We start from the raw sequence: 13,715 nt of genomic DNA, 5'->3' as shown, positions 1-13,715 counted from the left end.
CGATGTTCGGGCTCGTGGTCCGGTTCGAGTTGAAAGACGAGGAGTCGGCCGCCGGCTTTGACGCCTTGGTCGCAGAGACGGCCCCGAAGATCCAATCTGAGGAACCGGGGACGCTCATCTACATCGTGCACACCGTGGCGGATTCTCCACTGTCGCGCGTGTTCTACGAGGTCTACCGTGACCGGCAAGCTTTCGAGGACCATGAATCGCAGCCGCACGTGAAGCGCTTCCTTGCCGAGCGAGAGCAGTACCTTGACACATATCGTGTCGAGTTTGTCGAGCCTACTTCGGGTAAGGGATTGATCGAAAGTGAGTGACGATGAGAAGGTCCTCGGGCGAAAGATCGCCACCGAGCGAAGGAAGCGCGGGCTTTCTCAGAAGGAACTCGGTGCGCTTCTTGACCGGTCGGAAACTTGGGTAAGCCAGGTAGAGCGAGGCGTCCGGAAGATTGACCGCATGTCGGTGTTGGAACGCATTGCCGACGTGCTTGAGGTGCCGTTGTCCGAGCTTGCGCCCACTGCTCCTGTGGTCGCCGCCGCTACGGACAAGCCTCGCGTAGTTAGCGACTTGGCACTTGTACTTACGTCAAGCAACGCCTTGCGGGCCGTTCTTACTCGTCCGCGTGAAGTGAATTCGGCAGATTTGGAGAGTGGTGCGGTCCTCGCGTGGGAGTACGCGCACGGCTCGTCCTACGAAAAACTTGGCGAAATGCTACTTGAGCTGATCCCTCAGCTTGAAACTGGCGCACGCGCGGCGGCTGGTGACGATAAGAAGAACCTTTTCGGTGCGCTCGCCAAGACCTACCACGCCGCTGCCGCAGTGCTTTCCAAAGTTGGGGAATTCGCCGCTGCGTGGGTAGCCGCTGATCGCGCGATTAACGCTGCTGAGCGTTCAGATGATCCGTTGCTGATGGCTGAGGGAGCGTTTCGACTCACCCTGGTCTTTCAGGGTGCTCGCTGGTTGGATCTCGCGCGGACAACGGCTGAGACGGCCGAGGAAACACTGTCTACACTGGACGGTTCGGCTGACCCTGCTGTCTATTCCTTGCGGGGTGCGCTGAATTTGCAGCTTGCGGTCATTGCCGCCCGGTCTGACGACGCGAACGAGGCATACGCTCGTCTAGAAAAGGCTGCGCGATTCGCGGATGAACTTGGCGCTGATCGGAATGATTATGACACTGAATTCGGACCGACCAACGTCAAGCTTCATGAGGTGGCGGTTGCGTTGGAGCTGGGCGACGCGGGTCGCGCGCTGCGGGTCGGTGAGGCTGTGAACGCGTCGAACCTGTCGGCGGAGCGGCAGGGCCGACTACTGATCGACCTCGCCAGGGCGCATGCGCAACGCCGCAACGTTGACGGCGTGGTGTCGGCGCTGCGCTCTGCAGACCGGATCGCACCGGAGCAGGTGCGTAACCACCCGCTCGTACGTGCGCTGATGGATGATCTTGGGCAGACGGCGGCGGCGGACGATCCAGAGTTCGCCGACCTCGCGGCGCAGCTCTACGCTAGGCCATCAGGGTGAACGTACTTCGAGTGCTAGACCCGCACTAAAAGTGCGGCTAGACTCCTCCGTGACAGCAAACGGCCCGGACGGGCGGCATCCCATCCGGGCCGGAGGTTGGACTTAGCGGGCGGCATCCCGCGCAGTCCGCGCGCAAGCTTTGCGGTCCATGCGCTCGTTGAGCGTATCGCGTGCGACGCTGCGTAGCCAAGCCTGCCGCTGAGTCCTCGGCTCGCGGAGGTTTGACCGTGACTGCGGTCCTTTCGGTTCCTGTTCAGGACGAGCGTCCCGACACCGATGACCTGACCTGGTTTCGGTTCGGGGACATCAACCCCATGACCGGCGCGCCCTACGTGGCGTCCCGGTTCGCCGAGCTGCCGGCGTACGCGGCCAACGTGGTGCGCGGCACCCGGCTCAGCCCGGAACAGTGGGACGCCCTGGTGGCTGCTGGTGGGGCGTCGGCGGTGCCGGGCATCGGCGGGTGGCACGCGCTGGCCGGCTGGCGTGCGGAGGTCAACTCCCGCGACTACGACAACCCGCCGGCCGATGTGTGCGGCGACTGCTTCGGCACCTGCGTCACCGCCGACATCGACGGCTCGATCACCGGCACGGTCGGTGAGCCGTTCCTGTGCTTCTGCGCTCAGGGCGCGCTGGCGCAGGTGGGGCGGTGATCCCGGTGACTGCAACGTTGTCTGTGGTGATCGTTCCGGAGTCGTTCCGGTTCTCCGAGGTCAACCCGTTGACCGGGGTTGCCTATGCGCAGTCCCGGTTTCGGGACCTGCCCGGCTACGCCGCCGACGTAGTCGAAGACCGATTGGACCTGTGCGCGGGGGAGTGGGACGTGCTGGTCGATGACGGGGAGGTCTACGACTTCGTCGGCCCGGATGAGTCCTTCACGGTCAGCCCGCACCGGTTGCCGGTGCGCAAGCCCTGCCAACAGTGCTCGGGCACGGGTCACCGGCCGTGGACCTGCACGCCGTGTGGTGGCTGCTGGGGGCAGGGCTCCTATCTGGTGGTGTCCGAATCGGACCTGCTCGTCACCCGGCGGGCGGTCGTGGACACGGTGGCGGTGGTCGCATGAGGCCGGCGGCGTTGGTGTCCCGGCTGGCCACCGAGGACGAACAGCTCGGGCACTTCCTGGCCAGCATGGGCCGCGACGGGCTCAAGCGGTGGCGGCGGCAGGTCGCCGCGACCGGCGGTTGTGCCAAGCCGATCCGGCTGGCCGGCTCGTGGTCGGCGCAGACCAGCACTGGGCACACGCTGGCGGAGTATCAGGGTGGGGTGTTCGTGGCCTGCAACAACCGGCGGTTGACCGTCTGCCCCTCATGCGCGCAGGTCTACGCCTCGGACACCTTCCACCTCGTCCGGTCGGGTTTGACCGGGGGCAAGGGCGTGCCGGAGTCGGTGGCTGGGCACGTGCGGGCGTTCGCCACGCTGACCGCGCCGTCGTTCGGCCCGGTGCACACCCAACCGGCCACCCGGACGGGCAGGCCGCGGCCGTGCGCGTGCGGGCGGGTGCACTCCGACTACGACGCGGCGCTCGGTCAGCCGATCGATCCGGCGGGCTACGACTACGTGGGCGCGGTGCTGTGGCAGGCGCACTCCACCGAGTTGTGGCGGCGGTTCACGATCACCCTGGCCCGACAGCTCGCCGGCGCGCTGGGCGTCTCGGCTACCAAGCTGGGCGGGTTCCTGCGGGTGTCGTATGCCAAGGTGGCGGAGTACCAGCGGCGCGGCCTGGTCCACTTCCACGCGGTGATCCGGGTCGACGGACCCGCCGGCCCGGACGGCCCACCCCCACCGGACGGGGTCACGGTCGAGCTGCTGTGCCGGCTGATCCGCTCCGCCGCCGGGGCCGTGGCGGTGGTCACGCCGGAGTCGGACGCGGTCGGGGTGCGGACCCTGCGGTGGGGCCGGCAGGTGGACGCCGAGCCGATCACCGCCGGCTCCCCGGGTGACCCGGCAGGGTTGGCGCGGGTGGCCGGCTACATCGCCAAGTACGCCACCAAGGGCACCGGGGCCATCTCCGGGGTGGACCGCCGCATCCGCCACGAAGCCCAGATCGCCAACCTCGAGGTGTCCGAGCACCACCGGGCGATGATCGCCACCGCGTGGCGGCTGGGCGGGCTGGCCGAGTTCGCCGGGCTGAACCTGCGACGGTGGGCGCACATGCTCGGCTTCCGGGGCCACTTTCTGACCAAGTCCCGTCGCTACTCGGTCACCTTCACCACGCTCCGAGCGGCGCGGGCCGAGCACCGCCAGGCCCAAGCGCTGCAGCGCCTCGGGATCGCCGATCACGAGGACCTGGTGGTGGTCAACGACTGGCGCATGGTTGGCGTCGGCTACCGCAGCCAGGCGGAACGGGAGCTGGCCGAGGCGGTGTCGGCGCGGCTGCGGCCTCGGCCGCTGGGGGAGGTCGGCGCTGATGGGTGAGCTGATCCCGTTCCCGCGTGAGCCCTTCGACCACGGCCCGTCCGATGAGGACGCCTACCGGGGTCCGGTGCCCGACATCGACCCGGCCGCGACACTCTACACCCTGCGGGAGGTGGCCTACCTGCTCGACCTGACCTGCGAGGTCACCGCCGGCTACCTCGCCGACGGCACCATCCGCGGCGGCCTGCTCGTCGGCGGGCACTGGCTGGTCTGGCGTGGCCAGCTCGAAGCCTGGCTGGACGGGCTGCCACCGGAGGGGGGTGCGTGATGGCGGCTGTCCTCGCTGGTGAGCACTACTCGGTGGAAGAGGCGGCGGCCTACCTCAACACCTCGGTGCGCTTCGTCCGCCGGCTGGTCGCCGAGCGGCGCATCACCTTCTACAAGCTCGGCCGGTACGTGCGGATCAAGCGCGCGGACCTGGAGGCGTTCGTCCAGGCCGGCAAGGTCGAGGCCGTCACCGTCCGTTGGCAGGCCGGCCGGGTGGTGGACTGATGGCCAAGAATCGTCGCCGCTTCGGCTACATCCGCCGACTTCCGTCGGGTCGGTACCAGGCGTCGTTCATCGGCCCGGACGGGAAGCGGCAAACGGCACCGCACACGTTCAGGACGCGGACGGATGCTGATCGTTGGTTGGTGCAGGTTGAGGCGGACATCTCGCGCGGCGTGTGGCTCAACGAACAGCTTGGCCTGCAACTGTTCGGCGAGTACGCGCGGGCGTACCTGCAGGACAACCCGAAGGTTGGTCGGCGCTGGGAAGAGACCTGCCTGCGCAACCTCCGGCTGCACCTGGCGCCGCTGGTTGACAAGCCACTCGTCGCCATCACGCCGGCCGTGGTTCGCCAGTGGCACAGTGAGGCACTGCGCGGGGAGGGTGGTCGCCGGTCCATCGCTCAGTCGTACTCGTTCCTCCGGGCGGTGATGAATCAGGCGGTGCGGGACGGGGCGATCACCCGTAACCCGTGCCAGATCCCAGGCGCTACTGCGGACAAGGCGAAGGAACGGCAGGTGGCGACGCCTGCCCAGGTGGCGGAGCTGGTGGGCGCGATCACTCCGCGCTACCGGGCGGCGGTGTTGCTGGCCGCCTGGTGCGGGCTGCGGCGGGGCGAGGTGTGCGCGTTGCACCGCGATGACATCGACCTCAAGGCCCGGACTGTCACAGTCCGGAAGAACCGGGTTGAGCTGTTGGAACAACCGGTAGCTTTCGACGGTGACCCGAAGTCTGAGGCGGGCCGACGGACGGTGAGCATCCCGCCGCACGTGCTTCCGGTGCTCGCTGAGCACATGCGCGAGTGGGCTGGCACAGATCGGGTCTTCGTTGGCCGCGATGGTCGTCCGATGCGAGGGGATGCCATCCGTCAGGCGTTCACCCGCGCTCGGGACAGGGTGGGCATGAAGGGCTTCACCTTCCATGACCTGCGGCACACCGGGCAGACCTTGGCGGCGGCGACCGGTGCGACGCTGAAGGACCTGATGTTGCGCCTCGGGCACAGCTCGCCGGCGGCGGCCAACCGGTACCTGCACGCCGTGGCCGGTCGTGACCGGGAGGTCGCGGCGGCACTGTCCAACCTGGCGCAGCACGGGAACGCGGCCAAGCTGCCGCGAACGATCGTGGTCAAGGGCTAGTCGCACGGGGAACGCACGTGGTGTCCTCACACCCCATGTGTCCTGCGGAAACGCGCGGGCCTGAAAAGCGGAAGGTCGGCGGTTCGACCCCGCCCCTGGCCACCCTCAGCCCGCTGGCTTTTTCCCAGGTCAGCGGGCTTTTGTGTGATCTTGCCGGGGTGGGGCGATGCTCCGGTGTAGACCGCTGTTGACTATGGTTGACCGTTGCTGGTGGCACGCGGAGTGCACGGCCGTGATCGCTGGAGGCTCGGTGTCAGAGTCCGGCCAACGACTCACGCGGCATACCGTCGTCGGTGGCTGAGCCCGCTGGAATGCGTCGCCCGCTGACCCGCTCGATCTGGATGCGCACCACGCAGTGACGTCCATCTGGGGCCCACGACCGCAACGCCATGCCTTTCGGGCCGCAGATCTCGGCCACGTCGGGAATGTGGCTGGCCTGGCCGATCACCACGACGGTCCACCCGTGTCGGTCGCGCTGGATGTTGTCGGCCTCGACCGCCACGGTCGTCTCTGGCGCCTCTGCCGCAACCGGCCTCGAGGACACGAGCCGGAGGCGCAGGCAGCAGTGGCCTGAGGTGGGAAAGGCTATGGGGCACGGCAACGGTGGTCAGATCCACTCGGGCAACTCTGGATCGGGCCTGCGGGATGAGCGGCGAGTTTTCCGAGCTCGGCTCAATCAATCGTGTCAGACCGTGGATGGACGTTCGGCCCTGTCTTCGGCCGTCGTATGCCTCTGCTGGCCACCCAGCCCGAGGTTCAATATCGCGCCATAGCGGCCGTGTTCGCACCAGGAACGGTTTTGCGGCCGTACCGATGGTGCGAGGTGTCCGCTTCGGAACGCCGAAGGGAGGGCGTCACCATGAACACGCCGGGGAGAACGGCCGATACGGCTCAGCAACGCGCGATGGAGGCTCGACTCGAGGCCGCGCGGCGGTTGGTGGGGTGGGGCTGGCCCTCACCCGGCTGGACCGTCGCCTACGGGGTCCTGACTGTCGCCGCCGGTGCGGTCGTGCTGGCCTGGCCGGGGCCGGCCCTGGTGCTGCTGGCGATCGTGTTGGGCGCCCAACTGCTCGTCGCGGGCGTGTTCTGGCTCGTGTCCGCCTTCTCCGTCCGTGACCCGGGTATCGGCGCCCTGGCCGCCGTGACCGGCGTGCTGGGCATCCTTGTCGGGCTGTTGATTGTGGACCGCCCGGGACAGACGATCGCCGCGCTGGTCCTGCTGTTGGGCCTGTACTGGACGGTCGCCGGGCTGGTGCAGATCGTGCACGGCGTCCGCGGGGATGTGCCCGCCCGAGGCTGGACCATCGCCGCGGGCGTGGTGGGCGCCGCGGCCGGAATCCTCATCCTCGTCTACCCGGCGCCCAGCGCACTCGTGCTGACCCTGATGTTCGGCATCCTGCTCGTCCTCCACGGCGCGCTGCTGGTCGCCGAGGGCATCCATCGCGGGCAGCGCCGACGCATGACGGTGCCGGCACCGCGGTGATCCGGAGAGCGATGGACCGGCAGGCCGCCTGCCCGGAGTCCGTATGCTCCTGCGGGGCTGCGGCGGCCGCGTGCCGGGTGTCATGCAGTACTCGTAACGTCCTGTTTCCCGGTGGCGAGGACCGAGCATGGACGAGAGTACCGATCGGCGCGAATCATCGGATGCGCAACGAAACCGGCAGTACAAGCAACTGCTGTTCTTCGGGCTGGGTGCTTTGATCGTGTTGGTCGTGGGTGGGCTCGTGGGATGGGTGGCTGCGCCGGCATTCGACACCACGACAGCCTGTGGGTTCGACCTTCGGTTCCGTCGCGCCGATGACGTTGACGTCCGCGACATCTCATCGCACGGTCAGCCCGGCCCCAGGCGATGTTGTCGAGCAGTACTTGATCGATCGCTACGAGCAGGGCTTTCAAGACGGTTATGAGAGGGGCCTGGAAGAGGGTCGCAAGCAGGCGGAAGGGGAGACGCCAGCCAAGGGTCCTTGCGAGGCACAAAGGTTTTGCTGCGGGAGCGCCCTGCGAGTGGTACAAGCACGTCCTGTCACCCCCGTCGATCTTTTTGCCGCAGTAGGCCCCCGGATTCGGCCCGCCGTCCTCCTGCAGCCGTGCTGGCTGCAGACGGCCCCCGCCTGGTGCGCCTGGGCCGGCCGTACGGTGCGGTGATCTACTGCGGCCCGCCGAGGTGTGCCCGGGCCGGCCGGCATGCCATGCGAGGTGTGCCTGGCACCCACCGGGGCCGGAGCCGAGGTCCAACGAACTGCCCGCCGACGGGTGCACCGTGTAACGACTGCTCGGTTGTCCGCGATCCGTTGTTGGTCCGAATCCACCGACAGGAGCACAACGACGTGACTGAACAGGGCATCCAACAGCCGCCATCGCAGGAGCCGCCTGTGGGGGTCCCACCGCTACTGACGGAACTTCGCAGATGGCTGTTGTTCCTCGGCGGCACTGCCGTGGGTGCTGCGCTCGTCGGTGCTGTCTGGAGCATCACGGCGGCGGCCGCGGCGTCGCCGGGGACCTTCACGCTGCACGGCACGATGACGCTTATGAAGGCGGTCGGGGCACCGAGTGTCGGATGTTTGGACACCGGCGGCTACAGCGACATCAACGAAGGTGCCTCGGTCACCGTGTACGACGCCAGCGGCAAGGTCGCGGCAGTCGGCCGCCTGGGTAAAGGCATCTACGCGAGCTTTGTTTGCACGTTCCCGATCGACGTCGCCAACGTCCCGGATGGCCAGCAGTTCTACCAGGTCGAGGTCACGCATCGTGGGAAGGTCAGTGTCACGGCGGACCAGGCCAAGGCCGGCAAGGTGTCGCTGTCGTTGGGCTCTGGGTGAGTCCGAGCGGCCCGGTAGGTCACACCACAACAAATGAAAAGAGTCGACCATGCGAGCAAAAGCAATCATCGGTGCCGTGCTGTTCTTAACGCTGGTGATCTATGGACTGGCGCACAGCGGTAACGCCGTGGACACGTCGAACAACACGCCGGCACCACTGCCGACGTACAGCTTCACCGTGCCGACCACCACGACCACCACGCTGCTACCGCTGCTGACGTTCAGCACGCCGGCACCGCTGCCGACTGACACGTACCAGCCGTCGCCCGGAACCTACGAGCCGGGACCAGCACCGCATGTGCCCTACGTGCCCCTACCGCACCACGAGGATCACTTCCACTGCGGCATCCACGGCTGTCACTTCCATTTCTGAGCGGTCAACCGTGCGATCCGGCTGGGTGACGAGGACGGGGACCTAGACAACAATGTGGGACCTGCCCATTGGGGCGAGACGGCTGTAACAGGGGCCGCGCCAATAGGAGCGTCGGCTGTTACAGCCCCCCGCCGCATTCAGGTGCCAGTTTCGGGTCTCGGTTTGGATCTTAACTTGCCACCCCCTACGTCTGTCCGGGCTTGTCCGCGTGCACCCGGCCTGGCATCGATTCGTCGCGTGATCAATTCGGACGGATGCGTGCGGGCGGAGGCGATAATGGCCCGTAGAGCTGAAAGTGCCGGTCAGCGTTTCGACGCTGCCCCTGGTCACACCTCATGAGAGCAGCGCAGACGGGGTCGGCGATCATTTGCTGGCCTGTTCGCTCCAGTCCCTGGCTCATTTGCTTGTTGTGAATGCCGTGGCGGCGGTGCTGGCTCAACGGGCCTCTGATGCCGGGCTGTGGTGGCAGGGCGGTAAGCCCATGAGGCCGGGCGATCGAAGTCTGGCAGGGCGCACCTCCATACCGGCATCGCGGAGCACAGCCCCCAACGAACACTGTTCGACGCAATCGCGACGTGTGCGCCCGGCGGATCAGCGGTCGGCGGAGACGTAGAGCACGATCGGCTGGCCCCGGGCGACGGTGCCCTGCGGGGTCTGGCCGATCACCGTGCCCGCCGGCGCGTTGGCCGGCACGGTCTGGAGTTGGGCGGGGAAGCCGGCCTGGGCCAGCGCCTGCCGTGCCTGCGCGGTGGGCCGCCCGACCACCGAGGGCACGATCGGGCCGTGCTCCTGCGCGCCCAGGTAGGCCGGGTCGGCCGCGGGCAGCGGCTGGTCGGGTTGGCCGGCGAGGATCTGGTTGAACGCGTCGAAGAAGGTGGGCGCGGCGATGGTGCCGCCGAACGCGCCCTCACAGCCGCTGCTGATCATTGGCGGGTTGGTGTTGCAGATCGTCCCCGGGTGGTCGCCGTCGGCGTAGACGGTGGACACCGCGGCGTAGCCATCGGTGATGGCGAGGAAGGCGACCGACTCGTTGTCCTGGGTGGTGCCGGTCTTCGCCGCGGTCGGCCGGGTCCAGCCGGCGGCCTGGGCGGCGGCCGCCGACGTGCCGCCCTGCTTCACGTCGTCCCCGAGGCCCTGCGCCAGCGAGTCGGCCAGGGTCGGGGCGACGACCTGCTCGCACGGCGGCTGGGGCACCGGTACGGGGTGGCCGGCCGGGTCGGTGACCGAGGCGATCGGGGTGGGCGGGCACCACCGGCCGTGGTCGGCCAGGGTAGCGGCGACGTTGGCCAGTTCCAGCGGGCTGAACGGCGCGAAGCCGAGGGTGAAGGCGATGTTGTTCAGGTTGTAGAGGCTCTGCGGCTGGGTGTAGGTCGCCGGGTTGGCCGCGCCGCGGGGTGCCGGGCCGGGGGGTTGGCCGTGCATGTTGTTCTGCATGGTCTGGCGCAGGCCGAGCCGGGCGGCCATGGCCAGCACGTCGGGCATGCCGGCCTGCAGTTCGAGGTTGGTGAAGGCTACGTTCGGAGAGGTGGCCAGCGCCTGGCGCAGGCTGATCGGGTCCGGGTAGCCGGGATAGTCGTTGTGGATCGGCGCGCAGTGGGTGTACTGGTTGCCGTTCGGCGGCATGAAGCACTGCGTGTACGGGTTGGGCATCGGCGTGTCGAGGCCGACCTTGCCCTGCTCCATCGCCGCGGCCGCGGTGAAGATCTTGAAGACCGAGCCCGCGCCGAATGGCACGCTGACATCGGCCGGCTGGTTGTAGCTGGTCTGCCCGGCGGACGGGTCGGTGCCGAAGTCGCGGTTGGACACCATGGCCAGCACCTGGTGACCAGCCGGTCCGGGCTTGGTGATGACGAACGGGTTGGCCACCCCGGGCTGGGTGGTGGGTACCCGCCGGTCGGCGGTGTCCTTGGCGATCTGGCTGATCCGCGGGTCCATGGTGGTGCGGATGGTCAGCCCGCCGGAAAAGATCTGGTCGTGGGTCAGGCCGGCGCGTTCCAGGTAGGTGACCGCGTACTCGCAGAAGAACCCGGCGTCCGGCGCGGCGCCGTAGCAACTGTCCGGCGGCCGGTTCGGCTGCGGCAGGCGGACCCCCAGCGGCTGCGCCTTGGCCTGTGCCGCCTGCGCGGGCGTGATCGAGCGGGTGGCCACCATGGTGTCGATCACCCGGTTCCGGCGTTGCAGCGCGTGCTGCGGGAAGCGGTACGGGTTGAAGTAGTTGGGGTTGTCCACGATGCCGGCGAGCAGCGCGGCCTGCTCGACGTTCAGCCGGTCCGGGGTGAGGCCGAAGTAGTAGCGCGCGCCGGCCCCGACGCCGTAGGTCTGGTTGCCGAACGAGACGACGTTCAGGTAGCCGGTGAGGATCTGCTCCTTGCTCTGCCGCCGGGCGACCGTCGCGGCCAGTTTGGCCTCGCGCAGCTTCCGGACCAGTGACGGGTCCTGGTCCTCCTGCTGGCCCAGCTTGTCGTTCCGGTCCACCACGTTGATCAGGTAGTTCTTCACGTACTGCTGGGTGAGCGTGGAACCACCCTGGCGGGCGCCGCCTCGAGCGTTGTTCAGCGCGGCGCGCAGGATGCCGCGCGGGTCCAGCGCCTGCTCGGTGAAGAAGCCGCGGTCCTCAATGGACACGATCGCGGCCTTCATCGGAGTGGAGATCTGCTGCCACGACGCCGGCACCCGGTACTGGTCGTACAGCGTGGCGATGGGCGCCCCGGTGGCGTCGGTCACCGTGGTCACCTGCGGCGGCGGCATGCGGGCCATCTCGCTGGACAATCCGCTCACCGAGGTGGTGATCCGGTCGGACAGCAGCCCCAGCCCGGCGGCCAACGGGAGCACCTGCCCCGCGAGCAGCACGCCAGCCAGCATGCACAGTCCTGTCAGGACACCCGTCCGCCACACCTGGATGACCCTCACGCCCCGCGCGCCCTCCGTTTTCCCGCGTTGTGTCCGGCCATTCCGGGCCGTCCCCTCACGGCGCGCGGTCCGGCCGGATCCGCTCTGCCACCGAATACCTTTCCCGTGCCGCGCGACGCGGGTGGAACCCCGCCCCGCACGGTACGCGCGCCGCAGCCGAGGTCTGCAGGAACCCCTACCCGCAACGGTGTTGCCCTGCCCTTACCGTCCACAGTGGCCGGGAGCGAGGTCGCCGGGTGACGTTTTTCACCACCAGCCCGGATTCGTCACCAACCGCACGAATCCACTCGAAATGCCCGTGCCGGAACGCCGGAATGGCTTGTCCAACCGGTCCTTACCGCTGCACCGGGGAGAAACCTGTCGCGGAAGCACCATGCCCGCCGTAGCGTCGGCGCATGGGGATGAACGTGTTGCACCGCTGGATCTGCGGTTCGGCCCGCTGGGCGCGCCGGGCACGGGAGCAACTGCTGCCGTGGGCGCTCGCCGGGGTCGAACTCGGCGACGACGTGCTCGAGGTCGGGCCGGGCTACGGGGCCACCACGGCGGTACTGGCCGAGCGGGTCGACCAGCTGACCGTGCTGGAGGTGGATCAGGCGCTCGCCGCGCGGCTGCGGGCGCGGCTACCCGGCACCGTGCGGGTGGCCGAGGGCGACGGCGCCGCCATGCCGCTGCCCGACGCCACGTTCACCGCGGTGCTGTGCTTCACCATGCTGCACCACATGCCCTCGCCGGCGCGGCAGGACGGGCTGTTCGCCGAGGCGCACCGGGTGCTGCGGCCCGGCGGCGTGCTGGCCGGCTCGGACAGTATCGCCACGCCGATGTTCCGGCTGCTGCACCTGGCCGACACAATGGTGCCGGTGGATCCGGCCGCGCTGCCGGATCGGCTGGCCGCCGCCGGCTTCACCGGTATCCGGGTGGACCAGGCCGCGGGACGGTCGTTCCGGTTCCGCGCCGAGAAGCCAGCCGGCTGAGCGAGGCCGGGGCGAGCACGGCGGTAAGTCGGTGCGCGCCTCGGCCGGCGCCTTGTCCGGGCGCAGTCCCCGCCACGAGGCCGCCCGCAGCCGGCCGTCCCGGGTGACGCCTCGGTAACTGATCTCGGCGACCAGCAGCGGCCGCACCCAGCGGACGTCCCTGGCGTGCTCCCGGGGCACCGTGCCGGCGAACGGGTCGGCGTCGGTCTCCAGCCCGGACAGCCGGGTGTAGAGGTCGGCCAGCACCCTGCGGGTGAAGCCGGTGCCGACGTGGCCGAGGTAGCGCAGCTCGCCCTCGCCGCCGTACGCACCGACGAGGAGGGACCCGATGGTGCCGCTGCGGTGACCCTCGCCGGGCTTCCACCCGCCGACCACCACGTCCATGGTGTGCGTCAGCGCCGTCTTGATCCAGGAGCGGGACCGGCGGCCGGGCTGGTAGCGCGAGTCCAGCCGCTTGGCCATCACGCCCTCCAGGCCGTGCTCGCGGGCCGCGGCGAGCACGGCCTCCCCGTCGCCTGGCCAGCCGGGCCACCATCGCGGCACCGCGACCGACCGTGACCGGCCTTCCAGCGGCAGCCCGGCCAGCCGGTCCCGCCGCGCCCGGTATGGCTCGGCCAGCAGCGAGTCGCCGTCGTGGTGCAGCAGGTCGAAGGCGAAGTACGCGACCGGCACCCGGTGCAGCAGCGCCGGCCCCGGCCGCTGCACGTGCATGCGGGACTGCAGCAGGCCGAAGTCCGGGCGGCCGGCCCGGTCCAGGCTGACGATCTCGCCGTCGAGCACCACCCGGTACCCGGCCAGCAGTTCGGCCAGGTCGATGAGCTCGGGGTAGCAGCGGGTGACGTCCAGGTCGTTGCGGGACATCAGGCGCAACTCGCCGTCCGCGACGTAGGCGATCGCCCGGACGCCGTCCCACTTGAACTCGTAGCCCCAGCCGGGCTCGGTGGGCACCTCACCCGGGATGGCCAGCATCGGTCGCACCAGCGCGGGCCACGCGGTGGCCAGCTCCTGCGCTCGTCGTGCGCTCACCCGTGTCTCCGCCCGGACGAGCCCCCTCCGCACCCCATGCTGGACCAGCGGGCGCGGTTCG

14 protein-coding genes and 1 pseudogene are annotated in these 13,715 nt (G+C 69.0%); 12 read left to right on the top strand and 3 right to left on the bottom strand.

The annotated features are described in order from the left end of the window. Positions 1 to 2: 2 nt before the first annotated feature. The 8 genes from FFT21_RS05710 (at position 3) to FFT21_RS05675 (ending at position 5,555) form a co-directional block, all read left to right on the top strand. The gene (locus tag FFT21_RS05710) at positions 3 to 317 is read left to right on the top strand and encodes a putative quinol monooxygenase (RefSeq protein WP_137812664.1); all 315 of its coding nucleotides are present in this window, start codon (positions 3 to 5) and stop codon (positions 315 to 317) included. After that, the gene (locus FFT21_RS05705) at positions 310 to 1,521 is read left to right on the top strand and encodes a helix-turn-helix domain-containing protein (RefSeq protein ID WP_137812663.1); all 1,212 of its coding nucleotides are present in this window, start codon (positions 310 to 312) and stop codon (positions 1,519 to 1,521) included. The genes FFT21_RS05710 and FFT21_RS05705 overlap by 8 nt, the downstream gene beginning before the upstream one ends. A 314-nt stretch (positions 1,522 to 1,835) precedes the next feature. Further along, positions 1,836 to 2,171, top strand: a complete 336-nt coding sequence (locus tag FFT21_RS05700; RefSeq protein WP_225978108.1) for an HAD family acid phosphatase — start codon at positions 1,836 to 1,838, stop codon at positions 2,169 to 2,171. Positions 2,172 to 2,176: 5 nt separating this feature from the next. Further along, on the top strand, positions 2,177 to 2,581 hold the full coding sequence (locus tag FFT21_RS05695) for a hypothetical protein (protein WP_137812662.1): 405 nt from the start codon (positions 2,177 to 2,179) through the stop codon (positions 2,579 to 2,581). Then, positions 2,578 to 3,933 carry a replication initiator gene (locus FFT21_RS05690; RefSeq protein ID WP_137812661.1) on the top strand — a complete coding sequence of 452 codons (1,356 nt, stop codon included), beginning with the start codon at positions 2,578 to 2,580 and terminating at the stop codon, positions 3,931 to 3,933. The genes FFT21_RS05695 and FFT21_RS05690 overlap by 4 nt, the downstream gene beginning before the upstream one ends. Next, entirely contained in the window at positions 3,926 to 4,201 is a 276-nt protein-coding gene (locus FFT21_RS28755) for a hypothetical protein (protein WP_153816534.1), read from the top strand. Before FFT21_RS05690 ends, FFT21_RS28755 begins: the two co-directional genes overlap by 8 nt. Then, complete coding sequence (locus FFT21_RS05680; protein ID WP_137812660.1) at positions 4,201 to 4,425, top strand: helix-turn-helix domain-containing protein; 225 nt, start codon at positions 4,201 to 4,203, stop codon at positions 4,423 to 4,425. The genes FFT21_RS28755 and FFT21_RS05680 overlap by 1 nt, the downstream gene beginning before the upstream one ends. Further along, complete coding sequence (locus FFT21_RS05675; RefSeq protein WP_225978107.1) at positions 4,398 to 5,555, top strand: tyrosine-type recombinase/integrase; 1,158 nt, start codon at positions 4,398 to 4,400, stop codon at positions 5,553 to 5,555. The genes FFT21_RS05680 and FFT21_RS05675 overlap by 28 nt, the downstream gene beginning before the upstream one ends. 253 nt (positions 5,556 to 5,808) lie before the next feature. Here the strand turns inward: FFT21_RS05675 and FFT21_RS05670 are convergent, their stop codons facing one another. After that, positions 5,809 to 6,099, bottom strand: a complete 291-nt coding sequence (locus FFT21_RS05670) for a hypothetical protein (RefSeq protein ID WP_503826164.1) — start codon at positions 6,097 to 6,099, stop codon at positions 5,809 to 5,811. Between the two features lie 183 nt (positions 6,100 to 6,282). On the opposite strand from FFT21_RS05670, the gene FFT21_RS05665 reads away from it, so the two are divergent. The 3 genes from FFT21_RS05665 (at position 6,283) to FFT21_RS05655 (ending at position 8,747) form a co-directional block, all read left to right on the top strand. Continuing rightward, a complete protein-coding gene (locus tag FFT21_RS05665) occupies positions 6,283 to 7,038 on the top strand; it encodes an HdeD family acid-resistance protein (RefSeq protein ID WP_137812658.1) in 756 nt (251 codons plus the stop codon). An 844-nt stretch (positions 7,039 to 7,882) separates the two neighbouring features. Beyond that, positions 7,883 to 8,374 carry a hypothetical protein gene (locus FFT21_RS29550; protein ID WP_225978106.1) on the top strand — a complete coding sequence of 164 codons (492 nt, stop codon included), beginning with the start codon at positions 7,883 to 7,885 and terminating at the stop codon, positions 8,372 to 8,374. A gap of 49 nt (positions 8,375 to 8,423) precedes the next feature. Next, positions 8,424 to 8,747: a hypothetical protein gene (locus FFT21_RS05655; protein WP_137812657.1), complete on the top strand. Its 324-nt coding sequence runs from the start codon at positions 8,424 to 8,426 to the stop codon at positions 8,745 to 8,747. 591 nt (positions 8,748 to 9,338) lie between these two features. On the opposite strand, the gene FFT21_RS05650 is transcribed toward FFT21_RS05655, so the two are convergent. Beyond that, positions 9,339 to 11,609 carry a transglycosylase domain-containing protein gene (locus FFT21_RS05650; protein WP_137812656.1) on the bottom strand — a complete coding sequence of 757 codons (2,271 nt, stop codon included), beginning with the start codon at positions 11,607 to 11,609 and terminating at the stop codon, positions 9,339 to 9,341. 443 nt (positions 11,610 to 12,052) lie between these two features. On the opposite strand from FFT21_RS05650, the gene FFT21_RS05645 reads away from it, so the two are divergent. After that, positions 12,053 to 12,628 carry a class I SAM-dependent methyltransferase gene (locus FFT21_RS05645; RefSeq protein WP_137812655.1) on the top strand — a complete coding sequence of 192 codons (576 nt, stop codon included), beginning with the start codon at positions 12,053 to 12,055 and terminating at the stop codon, positions 12,626 to 12,628. 48 nt (positions 12,629 to 12,676) lie between these two features. Here the strand turns inward: FFT21_RS05645 and ligD are convergent. After that, positions 12,677 to 13,597 (bottom strand): annotated as a pseudogene (ligD, locus tag FFT21_RS05640) (non-homologous end-joining DNA ligase); the annotation flags it as partial. Between the last annotated feature and the right edge of the window lie 118 nt (positions 13,598 to 13,715).

Source organism: Gandjariella thermophila (genome assembly GCF_005405885.1).
Taxonomy (GTDB): Bacteria; Actinomycetota; Actinomycetes; order Mycobacteriales; family Pseudonocardiaceae; genus Gandjariella; species Gandjariella thermophila.
Note: the sequence above shows the minus strand (reverse complement) of the source record. Positions and strands in the feature narration are given on the sequence as shown.

Bases quoted from the DNA above. Each gene is read 5' to 3' on its own strand.
- FFT21_RS05650 (WP_137812656.1), bottom strand. From the start codon at position 11,609: ATGCTGGCTGGCGTGCTGCTCGCGGGGCAGGTGCTCCCGTTGGCCGCC.
- FFT21_RS05700 (WP_225978108.1), top strand. From the start codon at position 1,836: ATGACCGGCGCGCCCTACGTGGCGTCCCGGTTCGCCGAGCTGCCGGCG.
- FFT21_RS05710 (WP_137812664.1), top strand. From the start codon at position 3: ATGTTCGGGCTCGTGGTCCGGTTCGAGTTGAAAGACGAGGAGTCGGCC.
- FFT21_RS05665 (WP_137812658.1), top strand. From the start codon at position 6,283: ATGCCTCTGCTGGCCACCCAGCCCGAGGTTCAATATCGCGCCATAGCG.
- FFT21_RS05690 (WP_137812661.1), top strand. From the start codon at position 2,578: ATGAGGCCGGCGGCGTTGGTGTCCCGGCTGGCCACCGAGGACGAACAG.
- FFT21_RS05645 (WP_137812655.1), top strand. From the start codon at position 12,053: ATGGGGATGAACGTGTTGCACCGCTGGATCTGCGGTTCGGCCCGCTGG.
- FFT21_RS05680 (WP_137812660.1), top strand. From the start codon at position 4,201: ATGGCGGCTGTCCTCGCTGGTGAGCACTACTCGGTGGAAGAGGCGGCG.
- FFT21_RS28755 (WP_153816534.1), top strand. From the start codon at position 3,926: ATGGGTGAGCTGATCCCGTTCCCGCGTGAGCCCTTCGACCACGGCCCG.
- FFT21_RS05655 (WP_137812657.1), top strand. From the start codon at position 8,424: ATGCGAGCAAAAGCAATCATCGGTGCCGTGCTGTTCTTAACGCTGGTG.